This is a genomic window from Halalkalibacter krulwichiae, assembly GCF_002109385.1.
Classification (GTDB): Bacteria; Bacillota; Bacilli; order Bacillales; family Bacillaceae_D; genus Halalkalibacter; species Halalkalibacter krulwichiae.
The window spans coordinates 334101-348214 of sequence record NZ_CP020814.1 but is presented as its reverse complement, the minus strand read 5'-3'; the positions used below and the strand labels follow the sequence as shown (position 1 = coordinate 348214).

General features: G+C 42.4%; 11 protein-coding genes, 2 rRNA genes and 1 riboswitch. All 13 genes read right to left on the bottom strand.

All coding sequences use genetic code 11. The features are described from left to right. Window positions 1–3: 3 nt before the first annotated feature. Window positions 4–1416 carry an amidophosphoribosyltransferase gene (gene purF / locus BkAM31D_RS01790; RefSeq protein ID WP_066158510.1) on the bottom strand — a complete coding sequence of 471 codons (1413 nt, stop codon included), beginning with the start codon at window positions 1414–1416 and terminating at the stop codon, window positions 4–6. Then, window positions 1392–3617 carry a phosphoribosylformylglycinamidine synthase subunit PurL gene (gene purL / locus BkAM31D_RS01785; RefSeq protein ID WP_066158512.1) on the bottom strand — a complete coding sequence of 742 codons (2226 nt, stop codon included), beginning with the start codon at window positions 3615–3617 and terminating at the stop codon, window positions 1392–1394. The genes purF and purL overlap by 25 nt, the downstream gene beginning before the upstream one ends. Then, window positions 3601–4284 (bottom strand): phosphoribosylformylglycinamidine synthase subunit PurQ, encoded by a 684-nt coding sequence (gene purQ, locus BkAM31D_RS01780; protein WP_066158514.1) that lies wholly within the window; start codon window positions 4282–4284, stop codon window positions 3601–3603. Before purQ ends, purL begins: the two co-directional genes overlap by 17 nt. Continuing rightward, the gene (gene purS, locus BkAM31D_RS01775; RefSeq protein ID WP_066158517.1) at window positions 4281–4532 is read right to left on the bottom strand and encodes a phosphoribosylformylglycinamidine synthase subunit PurS; all 252 of its coding nucleotides are present in this window, start codon (window positions 4530–4532) and stop codon (window positions 4281–4283) included. Before purS ends, purQ begins: the two co-directional genes overlap by 4 nt. Further along, window positions 4520–5242, bottom strand: coding sequence for a phosphoribosylaminoimidazolesuccinocarboxamide synthase (gene purC, locus BkAM31D_RS01770; protein ID WP_066158519.1), 723 nt, complete (start codon window positions 5240–5242; stop codon window positions 4520–4522). Before purC ends, purS begins: the two co-directional genes overlap by 13 nt. A 65-nt stretch (window positions 5243–5307) precedes the next feature. Continuing rightward, window positions 5308–6606: an adenylosuccinate lyase gene (gene purB / locus BkAM31D_RS01765; RefSeq protein ID WP_066158522.1), complete on the bottom strand. Its 1299-nt coding sequence runs from the start codon at window positions 6604–6606 to the stop codon at window positions 5308–5310. A gap of 18 nt (window positions 6607–6624) precedes the next feature. Continuing rightward, entirely contained in the window at window positions 6625–7764 is a 1140-nt protein-coding gene (gene purK, locus BkAM31D_RS01760; RefSeq protein ID WP_066158524.1) for a 5-(carboxyamino)imidazole ribonucleotide synthase, read from the bottom strand. Then, entirely contained in the window at window positions 7761–8246 is a 486-nt protein-coding gene (gene purE / locus BkAM31D_RS01755; RefSeq protein ID WP_066158526.1) for a 5-(carboxyamino)imidazole ribonucleotide mutase, read from the bottom strand. Before purE ends, purK begins: the two co-directional genes overlap by 4 nt. A 125-nt stretch (window positions 8247–8371) precedes the next feature. Further along, a riboswitch (purine riboswitch) is annotated at window positions 8372–8474 on the bottom strand. 76 nt (window positions 8475–8550) lie between these two features. After that, complete coding sequence (locus BkAM31D_RS01750; RefSeq protein WP_066158528.1) at window positions 8551–8778, bottom strand: NETI motif-containing protein; 228 nt, start codon at window positions 8776–8778, stop codon at window positions 8551–8553. Window positions 8779–8863: 85 nt separating this feature from the next. Then, on the bottom strand, window positions 8864–9424 hold the full coding sequence (locus BkAM31D_RS01745) for an isoprenylcysteine carboxyl methyltransferase family protein (protein WP_235820537.1): 561 nt from the start codon (window positions 9422–9424) through the stop codon (window positions 8864–8866). A 1-nt stretch (window position 9425) separates the two neighbouring features. Further along, window positions 9426–10523 carry a type III polyketide synthase gene (locus tag BkAM31D_RS01740; RefSeq protein ID WP_066158530.1) on the bottom strand — a complete coding sequence of 366 codons (1098 nt, stop codon included), beginning with the start codon at window positions 10521–10523 and terminating at the stop codon, window positions 9426–9428. Between the two features lie 263 nt (window positions 10524–10786). Next, window positions 10787–10902 (bottom strand): 5S ribosomal RNA (rrf, locus tag BkAM31D_RS01735). Between the two features lie 103 nt (window positions 10903–11005). Next, window positions 11006–13964: ribosomal RNA gene (locus BkAM31D_RS01730) — 23S ribosomal RNA — on the bottom strand. Window positions 13965–14114 lie beyond the last annotated feature (150 nt).

Here is a 14114-nt window from a genome sequence, read left to right as displayed (position 1 = left end):
CCTCTAAACCTTAGCATATGGATGTAACGTATCTGGATAAATTTCCGTCGGGTACTCTCCAGTAAAGCATGCGAGACATTGGCCACAATTAGATGTTGCATCTGAACGTCCAATTCCCTTTTTTAACCCTTCTGTTGATAAAAACGCAAGAGAATCAGCTCCCATTATTTCTCTCATCTCTTCAAGTGAATGGTTCGCTGCGATTAATTCTCCTGAATTTGAAGTATCAATTCCGTAAAAACATGGGTGTGTAATCGGTGGGGAGCTTATACGCACGTGAACCTCTTTTGCCCCAGCTTCACGAAGCATTTTCACAATTCTTCTACTTGTCGTCCCGCGTACGATTGAGTCGTCAATCATCACAACACGTTTCCCTTCGACTACTCCTCGAACAGCAGAAAGTTTCATTTTCACCCCTTGTTCACGTAACTCTTGTGAAGGCTGAATAAATGTACGTCCTACATATCGATTTTTTATCATCCCAAGCTCGTAAGGTATTCCTGTTTGCTCTGCATAGCCAATTGCAGCAGATATAGAAGAATCAGGGACTCCAGTTACAACATCTGCTTCTACCGGAGACTCAATTGCTAACTGTTTGCCTAAACTTTTTCTAGCTTTATGAATATTAATTTCATCTACATTGCTATCAGGTCGAGCAAAATAGACATATTCCATACTACAGATGGCTCTTGTAGCAGAACCTGCAAATCTTGTTGAGCGAAGCCCATTTTCATCAATAATAACGAGTTCACCCGGTTCTACTTCACGCTCATAAACAGCACCAATTAAATCAAATGCACAAGTTTCTGATGCAACAACGTATGCATCACCTAATCGGCCAATAGAAAGCGGGCGAAGTCCATTCGGATCGAGCGCTACCATTAACTGTTTCTCGTTTAAAACCGCGAAAGCATAAGCTCCCTTTAGCATTTCAAGTGCATTGCGTAGCTGATCTTCAAGTGTGTTATAACCACTACGTTTAATTAAATGAGCAACAACCTCTGTATCTGAAGTCGATTGGAAAATACTTCCTTGATACTCGAGCTGATGTTTCATGCTATTGGCATTTACTAAGTTACCATTATGAGCAATCGCTAAGCTACCTGTTTGCGAGCGGAAAAGGAGGGGTTGCACATTGGCAAATCCCCCACCTCCTGCTGTCGCGTAACGAACATGACCAATTGCAGCATGCCCACTTAAATCTGAAAAATTATCTGGACTAAATACGTCATTTACTAGTCCTAACCCTTTATGAACCTTCAACTGTTCTCCATCCGTTACAACAATACCGGCACCTTCTTGTCCGCGGTGCTGCAAACTGTGAAGACCATAATACGTTAAGTGCGCTGCGTCTTTGTGACCCCAAATCGCAAACACTCCACATTCTTCATTTAGGCCTTTGATTTCAGCAAACATGGAATGGCTCCTTTCCAAGCCGTTACAATTTCATCCTGAGTTGCTTTAAGGATGATACGTTGTTCATCATCTTTTATTTGAAGTTCTTTTGTATCTGTTACTTCTCCAATTTTCACACAAGCAACAAGCTCCTCGAATTGCTCAGCTTTATCACTTGGAACTGTAACGATAAAACGAGATTGAGATTCAGCAAATAGAGCAGCCGTCTTCTCTCCAGATAATGTAACACTTGCACCAACTTCACCAGAGGTCATAGATTCAGCAAGAGCAACACTCACTCCTCCTTCTGCAACATCATGAGCAGAAGCTACAAGACCAGAACGAATCGCTGTTAATAATTGCTTTTGAAGTCTCTTCTCTAATTCTAGGTCAAGTGTTGGTGCTTTTCCTGATATATCACCTTCAACTAACTTCTGTAACTCACTTCCACCAAATTCAGGTTTTGTTTCACCTACTAAGTAGATATAATCTCCAGCTTGTTTAAACGATTGTGTTGTAATATGATCAACATCTTCAATTAACCCTACCATCCCGATTACTGGAGTTGGATAAATTGCTACTCCCGCAGTTTCATTATAGAGAGAGACATTTCCGCCAATAACAGGCGTTTCTAACACACGACAAGCCTCACTCATTCCATCTGTAGACTTCTCTAACTGCCAGAAAATCTCAGGCTTATCAGGACTTCCATAATTTAAGCCATCCGTAAGACCTAGTGGAACGCCCCCAGAACAAACAACGTTACGTGCTGCTTCTGCAATCGCAATCTGACCACCCACTTCAGGATCTAGATAAATATAACGAGAGTTACAATCTGTTGTCATTGCTAGAGCTTTTCTCGTTCCACGGATACGAACAACCGCTGCATCTGAACCTGGCTCAACAACTGTATTTGTTTGTACCATATAATCATATTGGTCATAAACCCACTCTTTACTAGCAATTGTTGGTTGAGCTAATAAGTTTAATAGAGTTTCTTTATAGTTTTCAACAACAGGTGTTTTTTCCTCTAGTTGCTGAAACTTTTCATAGTATGCAGGAACTGCAGATGGTTTATGATAGACTGGCGCCTCTTCTGCTAATGCATCAACCGGAAGATCAGCTACTACTTCTCCTTTATGAAGCAAACGAAGGCGTTTATCATCTGTTACATGACCAACTTCAGCAGATAGTAGTCCCCAACGATCAAAGATTTCTTTGATTTCTTGCTCGCGACCCTTCTTAACAACAATTAACATACGCTCCTGAGATTCTGAGAGCATCATCTCATACGGTGTCATGCCTTTTTCACGTTGCGGCACTAAATCTAGGTTCATCTCAATCCCAGATCCAGCCTTACTTGCCATTTCTGCAGATGAAGATGTTAATCCAGCCGCACCCATATCTTGAATTCCAACAAGCGCATCGTTTTGGATTAGTTCTAAGCATGCTTCAAGTAAAAGCTTTTCCATAAATGGATCTCCTACTTGAACAGCAGGACGCTTCTCATCAGAATCTTCTCCAAGCTCCTCTGACGCAAACGTTGCACCATGAATACCGTCACGACCAGTGCTCGCACCAACATACATGACTGTATTGCCAACACCCTTCGCTTGACCTTTTTGAATGTCTTTATGGTCAATTAAACCAACACACATTGCATTTACTAATGGATTTCCTTCATAGCAAGGATCGAATTGAATCTCTCCTCCAACTGTTGGTACACCCATACAGTTTCCGTATCCTGCAATACCGGCTACGACTTCCTCAAATAAGTAACGTACACGCGGAGAAGTTAACTCTCCAAAACGTAATGAGTTTAGTAACGAAATTGGACGAGCTCCCATTGAGAAAACGTCACGTAAAATTCCACCTACACCAGTGGCAGCCCCTTGATATGGTTCAATAGCCGATGGGTGATTATGACTTTCCACCTTAAACACAACTGCCTGTTCATCACCGATATCAATAATGCCTGCACCTTCTCCAGGGCCTTGTAATACACGTTCTCCCTCAGTAGGGAATTTCTTTAGGACTACTTTTGAATTTTTGTAACTGCAATGTTCTGACCACATAACCGAAAATAATCCTGTTTCTGTATAATTCGGTGTGCGACCAAGAATTTCTTCAATCATTGCAAATTCATCATCTGTTAAGCCCATTTCGCGGTAAATTTTCTCCTCTTTCACTCGCTCAGCTGTTGGTTCAAGAAGTAGTGACATGAGATTCCCTCCAATTTCTTACGATCGATTGAAATAAACGTAAACCATCTGCGCTTCCTAGTAATTTCTCAACGGCACGCTCCGGGTGCGGCATCATACCTAGTACATTTCCTTGCTCATTTGTAATTCCAGCAATGTTGGCTTTTGATCCATTAATAGCTTCTTTATAACGGAAGACAACTTGATTATTTTCTTCAAGTGTTGCTAATGTAGCTTCATCGCACTCATAGTTTCCTTCACCATGGGCAACCGGAACAGAGATGACTTCCCCTTTTTCATAGCTAGAAGTAAACATTGTTTGATTGTTTTCTACTACTAAGTCAACTGGACGGCAGATGAATTTCAATCCATCGTTCCGTTTCATTGCTCCAGGTAGCAAACCTAACTCTAGTAACATTTGAAATCCATTACATACACCTAGAACTGGTTTCCCGTCTATCGCAAACTGCTTCACTGCTTCCATAATCGGTGCAAAACATGCAATTGCACCTGAACGAAGATAGTCTCCATAAGAGAATCCTCCTGGTAAAAGAACACCATCAAAACCTTCTAATGAAGTTTCATCATAACGAACATATTCGACTTCTTCTTGCAAAGCATCTTGTATCGCAAAGAACATGTCAGAATCACAGTTCGAACCAGGAAACACAATTACTGCAAATTTCATGATGGGACAACCTCCTCAATTTCATAACGGTAATCCTCAATCACTGTATTAGCAAGCAATTTAGAACACATTTCATCAATACGCTTTTCAACGTCATCGGTATTCGTTAATGTTAATTCCATGTATTTACCAATACGAACTTCTTCTACTTCTGAATAGTTCATAGTATGAAGAGCACGTTTTACAGCTCCTCCTTGTGGATCTAAAACACTTTCTCTTAACGTAACGTAAACTTTTACTTTGTACATGATGCGCCTCCTAAGCGTGATAAAATTTCTTGATAACCTTCTTGCAAGTTTCCTAGATTTTTTCTGAAAATATCTTTATCAAAGCGTTCGTTTGTCTCTTTATCCCAAAGACGGCAAGTATCTGGGGAAATTTCATCTGCTAGAAGAATGTCTCCTGCAGTGGTTCGACCAAACTCGAGTTTGAAATCAATTAACCGAACATTTAACCCATCAAATAATTTAATTAAACGTTTGTTTACTTCAATTGTCTTTTCTCTTAATACTTGTAAATCGGCAGGTGTAGCTACTTGTAAAACAGCAATATGATCTTCTGTTACAAGCGGATCACCAAGTGAATCATCCTTATAATAGAATTCAACAATCGGTTCAGCTAATACAGTTCCTTCTTCGATGCCAAGCCTTTTTGATAAGCTGCCCGCAACAACATTTCGTGCGACCACTTCTAGTGGAATAATGTCTACTTTTTTTACTAACTGTTCTGTTTCAGAGAGTTTTCTAACAAAATGACTTTCAACACCATTTTCTTGCAAATACTCAAAGATTAGTGAAGTAATCTCATTGTTTAAACGAGCTTTACCTATTAATGTTTCTTTTTTCTCACCATTAAAAGCTGTAGCGTCATCTTTATAACTAATCCAAAGCTCATCTTCATTGCTCGTTTGAAAAATCTGTTTCGCTTTACCTTCATAAAGCAAGATCCCTTTTTCCATCATTCACCCTCCGAAATACAGAATTTTTGCTCTTTTTTAGATAGAGAGGGCATTAGCCCTCACCATTACTCTTGTAACCCTACTCTTGTAAAGATCGTATCTACATGCTTTAAATGATGCTCATAGTTAAAGCAATCTTCAATTTCGTCCGGAGTAAGAACGCTTGTAATTCTTTCCTCAGCTTCAACAAGCTCACGGAATTGAATTCCCTTTTCCCAAGCTTCCATTGCTTTAGGTTGAACAAGGTCATATGCTTCCTCACGTACCATTCCTTTATTAATTAGAGATAATAGCACACGTTGCGAGTAAATCAGTCCATATGTGCGCGTCATGTTTCTCTTCATATTCTCTGGGAACACCGTCAAATTTTTCACGATATTTCCGAAACGATTTAACATATAATTCAGCGCAATCGTTGCATCCGGAAGAATAATTCTTTCTGCTGACGAATGTGAGATATCACGCTCATGCCATAATGGAACATTTTCATAAGCTGTTAACATGTGACCACGAATGACACGTGCAAGACCTGTCATATTTTCAGAGCCAATAGGGTTGCGTTTATGTGGCATAGCAGAAGAACCCTTTTGTCCTTTTGCAAAGAACTCTTCAACCTCGCGTGTTTCACTTTTTTGAAGGCCACGAATCTCTACAGCAAACTTCTCAATAGAAGTCGCTATTAAAGCAATCGCTGCTAGGTAGTCAGCGTGACGATCACGTTGTAACGTTTGAGTTGATACAGGTGCTGCTTCTAGTCCTAACTTTTCACAAACAAACGCCTCAATTGATGGATCAATATTGGCAAATGTTCCAACCGCTCCAGATAACTTCCCGACTCTAACTCCCTCTGCCGCATCCTTAAAACGTTGAAGATTACGTTTCATCTCTTCATACCATAAGGCAAGCTTTAACCCAAATGTTGTCGGTTCAGCATGAACGCCGTGTGTACGCCCCATCATTACCGTATACTTATGTTCTTGAGCTTTGTCTTTTAGGATTTCAATAAAACGCTCAATGTCAGATAATAGAATCTCATTCGCTTGCTTAAGCAAATACGATAGAGCTGTATCAACTACATCTGTTGACGTTAAACCATAATGAACCCATTTTCTTTCTTCTCCTAACGTTTCAGAAACGGCACGTGTAAATGCTACAACATCATGACGTGTCTCAAGTTCAATTTCATTAATACGATTAATATCAAAGCTGGCATTTTCACGGATTTTTGCCACATCTTCTTTCGGAATATCGCCTAGTTCCGCCCATGCTTCACAAGCGACAATCTCTACTTCGAGCCAAGCCTTAAATTTATTTTCCTCTGTCCATATTGCGCCCATCTCAGGACGTGTATAACGTTCGATCATTCTTGATCATCCTCCACTCTATTTCTCATTGACAACACTCTCTGTTTCTAAAAAGCTTAACTGCTTACAGGCTTCTTCTACTGTGTTTGCGGTAACAGTAACGTGACCCATTTTTCTTTTTATTTTTGCTTCCTTTTTTCCATAAAGATGTAATTTTACATTTGTTAAATTTTCAACACGATTGAGAACACCGTCTAGATGTTCACCTAAAATATTCTCCATCACAACAGGGGAACGTAAAGTTGTTGGCCCAAGTGGCAGTCCGCAAACCGCTCTTATATGTTGTTCAAATTGCGAAGTCTCACATGCTTCAATCGTATAATGACCGGAATTATGTGGGCGTGGAGCAAGTTCATTGGCATATAATCTGCCATCTTCAAGCATAAATAGTTCAACAGCTAAGGTGCCAACAACACCCATGCCCGAAACAATCTTTAGAGCCATTTCCTTAGCTTGTTCACAAACCTCATTTGTCACTCTAGCAGGTACATGTGATCGGTGCAGAATGTTTTCCCGGTGTTCATTTTCGGCAACAGGGAAAACCGCAGTTTCACCGTTTCTCGAACGAGTCACTATAACGGATAATTCAAGTTCAAAAGGAATCCAAGCTTCCAATACGCAATCTCCATTTATTAATAACTCCGATGCTGCATTCTTTAACTGTTCTAGATCTTCAACCACTCTCTGCCCTTTACCATCATAACCACCACGACACGTTTTTAAGACAGATGGAAAACCTAATGCTCGTGCTGCTTCTTCTACATCTTCTATTGAACGAACTGGATAAAATGGCGCTAATGGTACTCCTAACGATCTGATTGCTTCTTTCTCAGATAACCGATCCTGTGTAATCCCTAACACCTTTGCTCCTTGAGGAAAGTCAGCTTGTTCGGTTAACCAATTCGCCGTATCTTCGTCAATATTCTCAAATTCATAGGTAATTACATCCGACACCTCAGCTAACTTCTTAGCTCCTTCTCGATCATCATAAGCAGCTTCAATGACAATGTCAGATACCTGTCCACAAGGAGAATCCTTGGTAGGCTCTAATACAGCAATTCTATATCCCATCTGCTTTGCAGCAATTGCCATCATTCTACCTAACTGACCACCGCCAATAATTCCAATCGTTTGTCCCGGTTTTATGATTCGAGTCATAACGTATCACTGCTTTCTATAACAGTTTGTTTTGTCTGCTCTCTTCTTGCCTCCAAACGTTCAGCAATTTCAGGTTGTGTCGAACCTAAAATTTGGGCCGCTAACAAACCAGCATTCGTTGCTCCAGCTTTTCCGATCGCGACCGTTGCAACAGGTACTCCCCCAGGCATTTGGACAATTGAAAGAAGAGAATCTAACCCTTGTAAAGCCTTTGACTGTACTGGAACTCCAATGACAGGTAATGTTGTTTTAGCTGCAACCATTCCAGGTAAATGTGCAGCTCCCCCTGCTCCAGCAATAATCACCTGTATACCACGCTCTCTTGCTTGCTCTGCGTATTCAAACATTAAATCAGGAGTTCTATGAGCCGAAACGACCTTTTTTTCGTATTGAATCTTTAACTCATCGAGTATATCACAAGCAGCTTTCATTGTTTCCCAATCAGAAGTACTTCCCATTATCACGCCAACTTTAGGATTCATAAAATTCCTCCATATCTAATCATTCGATATCATAAGAAAAAAGCGCAGAATAGTCTTCTTTATCTACACTGAGAGAAAGGAAACCGCACTGCGCTTTCAAGGCTTCATAGAGACATCAGATCTCCTAAGCAACCACTTTCCCTCATAGTCCGATTTTTTTACGGCAACCGGGTAGAAACTTATGGACCATATTCCCAAAATTATATGAGGTCTTATTCGTTTTTCGATCAATCTTATGTCTATATCTTACATTCATCATCCAATACTGTCAACAAAAAGTCGAACGATTTATACCGTCCGACTTTCATTGTTCGCCTTCTACTAATAATCCTTCAAAAATAATTTGTTGCTTAACAGGCACATATTCCTTATTTGAGTTGATTTTTCGCTCTTCAAAGATCGGTTTTTCAATTCTCCTAACTGGCTGATACCCTTCTAACTTCATTCTTTCCAAACATTGCTCAATCGTTTCTTTCTCCCCTACTTCAAACCGCTCTTTTCGTTTTTTTGCCAAAACTGATACCTCCAACATTATTTTAGTAAGAGTAACATGTTATTCACATTTAAGAAAGAGGGAGCTTCATCAGTCATAAGACATCGAGCTACCCTCTAAATGATTACTCTTCATATTTCGGAATAAACCTCCGGTGATTTTTAAAGGCTTTCGTATAATTTGTTGCTTCATCAAGCGCTTTTTCCTCAACTCGGATTCTTACAGAAAGGATAAATGCGTTTAAAAGCGTAAAAATTAGCGCTGTCCAATAGGCTTGAAAAATTAAAGGTAAACAAGCTAATTCCGTCACTACAACGGCATAATTAGGATGCCGTAAATATTTATATGGACCTTTTGCCACAACCTTTGCACCAGGTAAAATCATGATCCTTGTATTCCAAAAGCGCCCCAAAGAAGAAAGAGCCCATACTCGTCCTACTTGTGCAAGTAAAAAGGCAATTAAAGGAATAATAGACCATAATACAAACCCTTTGTTAGTTATCGATATTTCTATTAATAAAGAAATGAAGAACAAAGAGTGAAGAAGAACGATATATTTATAATGGTCTTTCCCAGCTTCATACCCTCCCTGACTCTTTACCCATTTTGCATTTCGATTCGCAATAATCATTTCAATTATTCGTTGTATAACCACAAGTCCAATAAAGAAGTAAACAGCAAGCACGTTAATGTACCCCCTTCCAAGTTACTAGAACAAGCTCCGAACAAAACCCTGGTCCTAAAGCAGCCATTAACCCATAGTCTCCATCATTATGTTGTTCGAGCATGATTTTCTCAAGAACATATAAGACCGTGGGTGATGACATGTTTCCATGCTTTCTTAGAATTTCTTTTGACTGCTTTAATAATCTTTCACTGATTTGCAAAGTATCCTTATATGCCTCCAACACTTTCTTCCCACCTGGATGGGCAATAAATGCTGACAGTTGCTCTATACTGATATCTTGCTTATTGAGAAAACCAGTTACATTGGGTTCAAGCCATTCCTTTATAATTGTCGGAATGTCTCTAGAAAACACTACATGTAAACCACTGTCCTTAACATCCCAGCCCATAACATCTTCAGAATTAGGCATAAGCGTTGACTGTGTGGCAACAATCGTCGGCCTAATAGGTGTCTTTAAATGACTTATAAGAGAAGAACCGTCTCCAGCAATGACCGCACAAGCTATTCCATCGGCAAACAAAGAAGTTCCGACGAGGTTACTTTTTGAGCGATCATTTCTCTGAAACGTTAAACTACACAACTCAACGCAAACGACTAACACATTCTCTTCAGGGTACGCTCTACAATACTCATACGCACGACTAATCCCTGCAGCTCCTCCCGCACACCCAAGTCCCCACAAAGGAATCCTTTTTGTGTGAGAAGTAAAAGGTAAATTATTCATAATGCGTGCATCTAAGCTTGGAGTAGACATCCCAGAACTTGAAACGAGTACAATAGCATCAATATTTTTTATATCGATTGATTTCTTTAAAAAGTGGTCATTTATTAAACATTTCTTAATTGCTTCAGTGCTAAAGGAAGTCGCTAACTTAATATACAAATCATTTTTTTCCTTCAAACTATGATCTTGTTCAAACCATTCAATTGGTACAGCAAAATGTCGCTCTTCAATTTGACCATTTTGAAACACCTTTAATAATCGTTCAATATCTTGAAAGTCTTCATTAAAGAGTTCTCTTGCAAATTCAGTTGTCGTCTCTTGATCTAGTGTATGTGGGGGGTTAAACGTACTAACGGAAATAATTGAAGGCATTCTATTACACCTACCCCTTCTATTCTGTAACGTTAGATTCACCAAATTTTAGAAATTCATACATTCAATTTGAAGTAAAAAACTCTCTCTTAAATATTAAGAGATTTGTTATTTTTCTCTTTCTCCTTTATGAGGTATGTCATAGCTGGCAAAAGCCATCAAGGGGATTTTATTTTAAAGAGGAGTGATAAAATAGGACTTCTAAAATAACGCTTTTTTCTATATACAAAAAAAAGCACAATCCATTGGATTGTACTTTATCAGCCTGGCAACGTCCTACTCTCACAGGGGGAAGCCCCCAACTACCATCGGCGCAGAAGAGCTTAACGACCGTGTTCGGCATGGGAACGGGTGTGACCTCTTCGCTATCGCCACCAGACTATTTATTGAACATCGGATTCTCCTCAGAGTATCTTCGTTCACATTTGAGAAATGGTTCTCTCAAAACTAGATAATGCGTAATAGAAACTCAAGAATATATATTGGATAAGTCCTCGACCGATTAGTATCTGTCAGCTCCACGTGTCGCCACGCTTCCACACCAGACCTATCAACCTCATCATCTCTAAGGGGTCTTACTGGATTAACTCCATGGGAAATCTCATCTTGAGGGGGGCTTCATGCTTAGATGCTTTCAGCACTTATCCCGTCCACACGTAGCTACCCAGCTATGCTCCTGGCGGAACAACTGGTACACCAGCGGTGTGTCCATCCCGGTCCTCTCGTACTAAGGACAGCTCCTCTCAAATTTCCTACGCCCGCGACGGATAGGGACCGAACTGTCTCACGACGTTCTGAACCCAGCTCGCGTACCGCTTTAATGGGCGAACAGCCCAACCCTTGGGACCTACTTCAGCCCCAGGATGCGATGAGCCGACATCGAGGTGCCAAACCTCCCCGTCGATGTGGACTCTTGGGGGAGATAAGCCTGTTATCCCCAGGGTAGCTTTTATCCGTTGAGCGATGGCCCTTCCATGCGGAACCACCGGATCACTAAGCCCGACTTTCGTCCCTGCTCGACTTGTAGGTCTCGCAGTCAAGCTCCCTTTTGCCTTTGCACTCTACGAATGATTTCCAACCATTCTGAGGGAACCTTTGGGCGCCTCCGTTACTGTTTAGGAGGCGACCGCCCCAGTCAAACTGCCCACCTGACACTGTCCCTGAACCGGATCACGGCTCGAGGTTAGAATGTCAGCACAGTCAGGGTAGTATCCCACCGACGCCTCCACGTAAGCTGGCGCTCACGCTTCCAAGGCTCCTACCTATCCTGTACAAACTGTACCAACATCCAATATCAAGCTACAGTAAAGCTCCATGGGGTCTTTCCGTCCTGTCGCGGGTAACCTGCATCTTCACAGGTACTATAATTTCACCGGGTCTCTCGTTGAGACAGTATCCAAATCGTTACACCATTCGTGCGGGTCGGAACTTACCCGACAAGGAATTTCGCTACCTTAGGACCGTTATAGTTACGGCCGCCGTTTACTGGGGCTTCAATTCAGAGCTTCTCGCGAACGATAACCCCTCCTCTTAACCTTCCAGCACCGGGCAGGTGTCAGCCCCTATACTTCGCCTTGCGGCTTCGCAGAGACCTGTGTTTTTGCTAAACAGTCGCTTGGATCTTTTCACTGCGGCTCTCTCGGGCTTGCACCCTAATAGAGCACCCCTTCTCCCGAAGTTACGGGGTCATTTTGCCGAGTTCCTTAACGAGAGTTCTCCCGAGCGTCTTAGAATTCTCTTCTCGCCTACCTGTGTCGGTTTGCGGTACGGGCACCTCTCACCTCGCTAGAGGCTTTTCTAGGCAGTGTAGGATCAGGAACTTCGGTACTAATATTTCCCTCGCCATCACAGCTCAGCCTTTATGGAAAGCGGATTTGCCTACTTTCCAGCCTAACTGCTTGGACGCGCATATCCATCAGCGCGCTTACCCTACCTTTCTGCGTCCCCCCATTGCTCAAACGGTGAGGAGGTGGTACAGGAATTTCAACCTGTTGTCCATCGCCTACGCCTTTCGGCCTCGGCTTAGGTCCCGACTGACCCTGAGCGGACGAGCCTTCCTCAGGAAACCTTGGGCTTTCGACGGAGGGGATTCTCACCCCTCACTCGCTACTCATACCGGCATTCTCACTTCTAAGCGCTCCACCAGTCCTCTCGGTCTGACTTCGCTGCACTTAGAACGCTCCCCTACCACTGACACCAGAAGGTGTCAATCCATAGCTTCGGTGATACGTTTAGCCCCGGTACATTTTCGGCGCAGAGTCACTCGACCAGTGAGCTATTACGCACTCTTTAAATGGTGGCTGCTTCTAAGCCAACATCCTGGTTGTCTGGGCAACTCCACATCCTTTTCCACTTAACGTATACTTTGGGACCTTAGCTGATGGTCTGGGCTGTTTCCCTCTTGACTACGGATCTTAGCACTCGCAGTCTGACTCCCGAGGATAAGTATTTGGCATTCGGAGTTTGACTGAATTCGGTAATCCTGTGGGGACCCCTAGTCCAATCAGTGCTCTACCTCCAATACTCTTCCCTCGAGGCTAGCCCTAAAGCTATTTCGGGGAGAACCAGCTATTTCCGAGTTCGATTGGCATTTCACCCCTACCCACACCTCATCCCCGCACTTTTCAACGTGCGTGGGTTCGGGCCTCCATTCAGTGTTACCTGAACTTCACCCTGGACATGGGTAGATCACACGGTTTCGGGTCTACGACCACGTACTAGGGTAATGTATTCATTACCCACTGCGCCCTATTCAGACTCGCTTTCGCTGCGGCTCCGCCTATTCAGCTTAACCTTGCACGGGATCGTAACTCGCCGGTTCATTCTACAAAAGGCACGCTGTCACCCGTAAATGGGCTCCAACTAGTTGTAGGCACACGGTTTCAGGATCTCTTTCACTCCCCTTCCGGGGTGCTTTTCACCTTTCCCTCACGGTACTGGTTCACTATCGGTCACTAGGGAGTATTTAGCCTTGGGAGATGGTCCTCCCGGATTCCGACGGGGTTTCACGTGTCCCGCCGTACTCAGGATACGTCTCGGAGAGACGGGCATTTCGGCTACAGGGCTGTTACCTTATACTGCGGATCTTTCCAGATCGCTTCACCTATGCTCGTCTTTTGTAACTCCGTATGAGACGTCCTACAACCCCAAGAGGCAAGCCTCTTGGTTTGGGCTGTTTCCGTTTCGCTCGCCGCTACTTAGGAAATCGCATTTGCTTTCTCTTCCTCTGGGTACTTAGATGTTTCAGTTCCCCAGGTCTGCCTCCTCATACCCTATGTATTCAGGTATGGGTACCATCCCATTACGGATGGTGGGTTCCCCCATTCGGATATCCTCGGATCAAAGCTTACTTACAGCTCCCCGAGGCGTTTCGCCGTTCGTCGCGTCCTTCTTAGGCTCCTAGTGCCAAGGCATCCACCGTGCGCCCTTCATAACTTAACCAAATTAAAAAGGTATTTCGGATGTGATTTTTCAAAAATCACTTGAATTCTTGACATGCTCGTTTGATCTTCTCTTATAAATAAGATACCGATAAAACTAACATTGTTTCTATTTGCATTATCTAGTTTTCAAAGAACCAGTTTACTAATT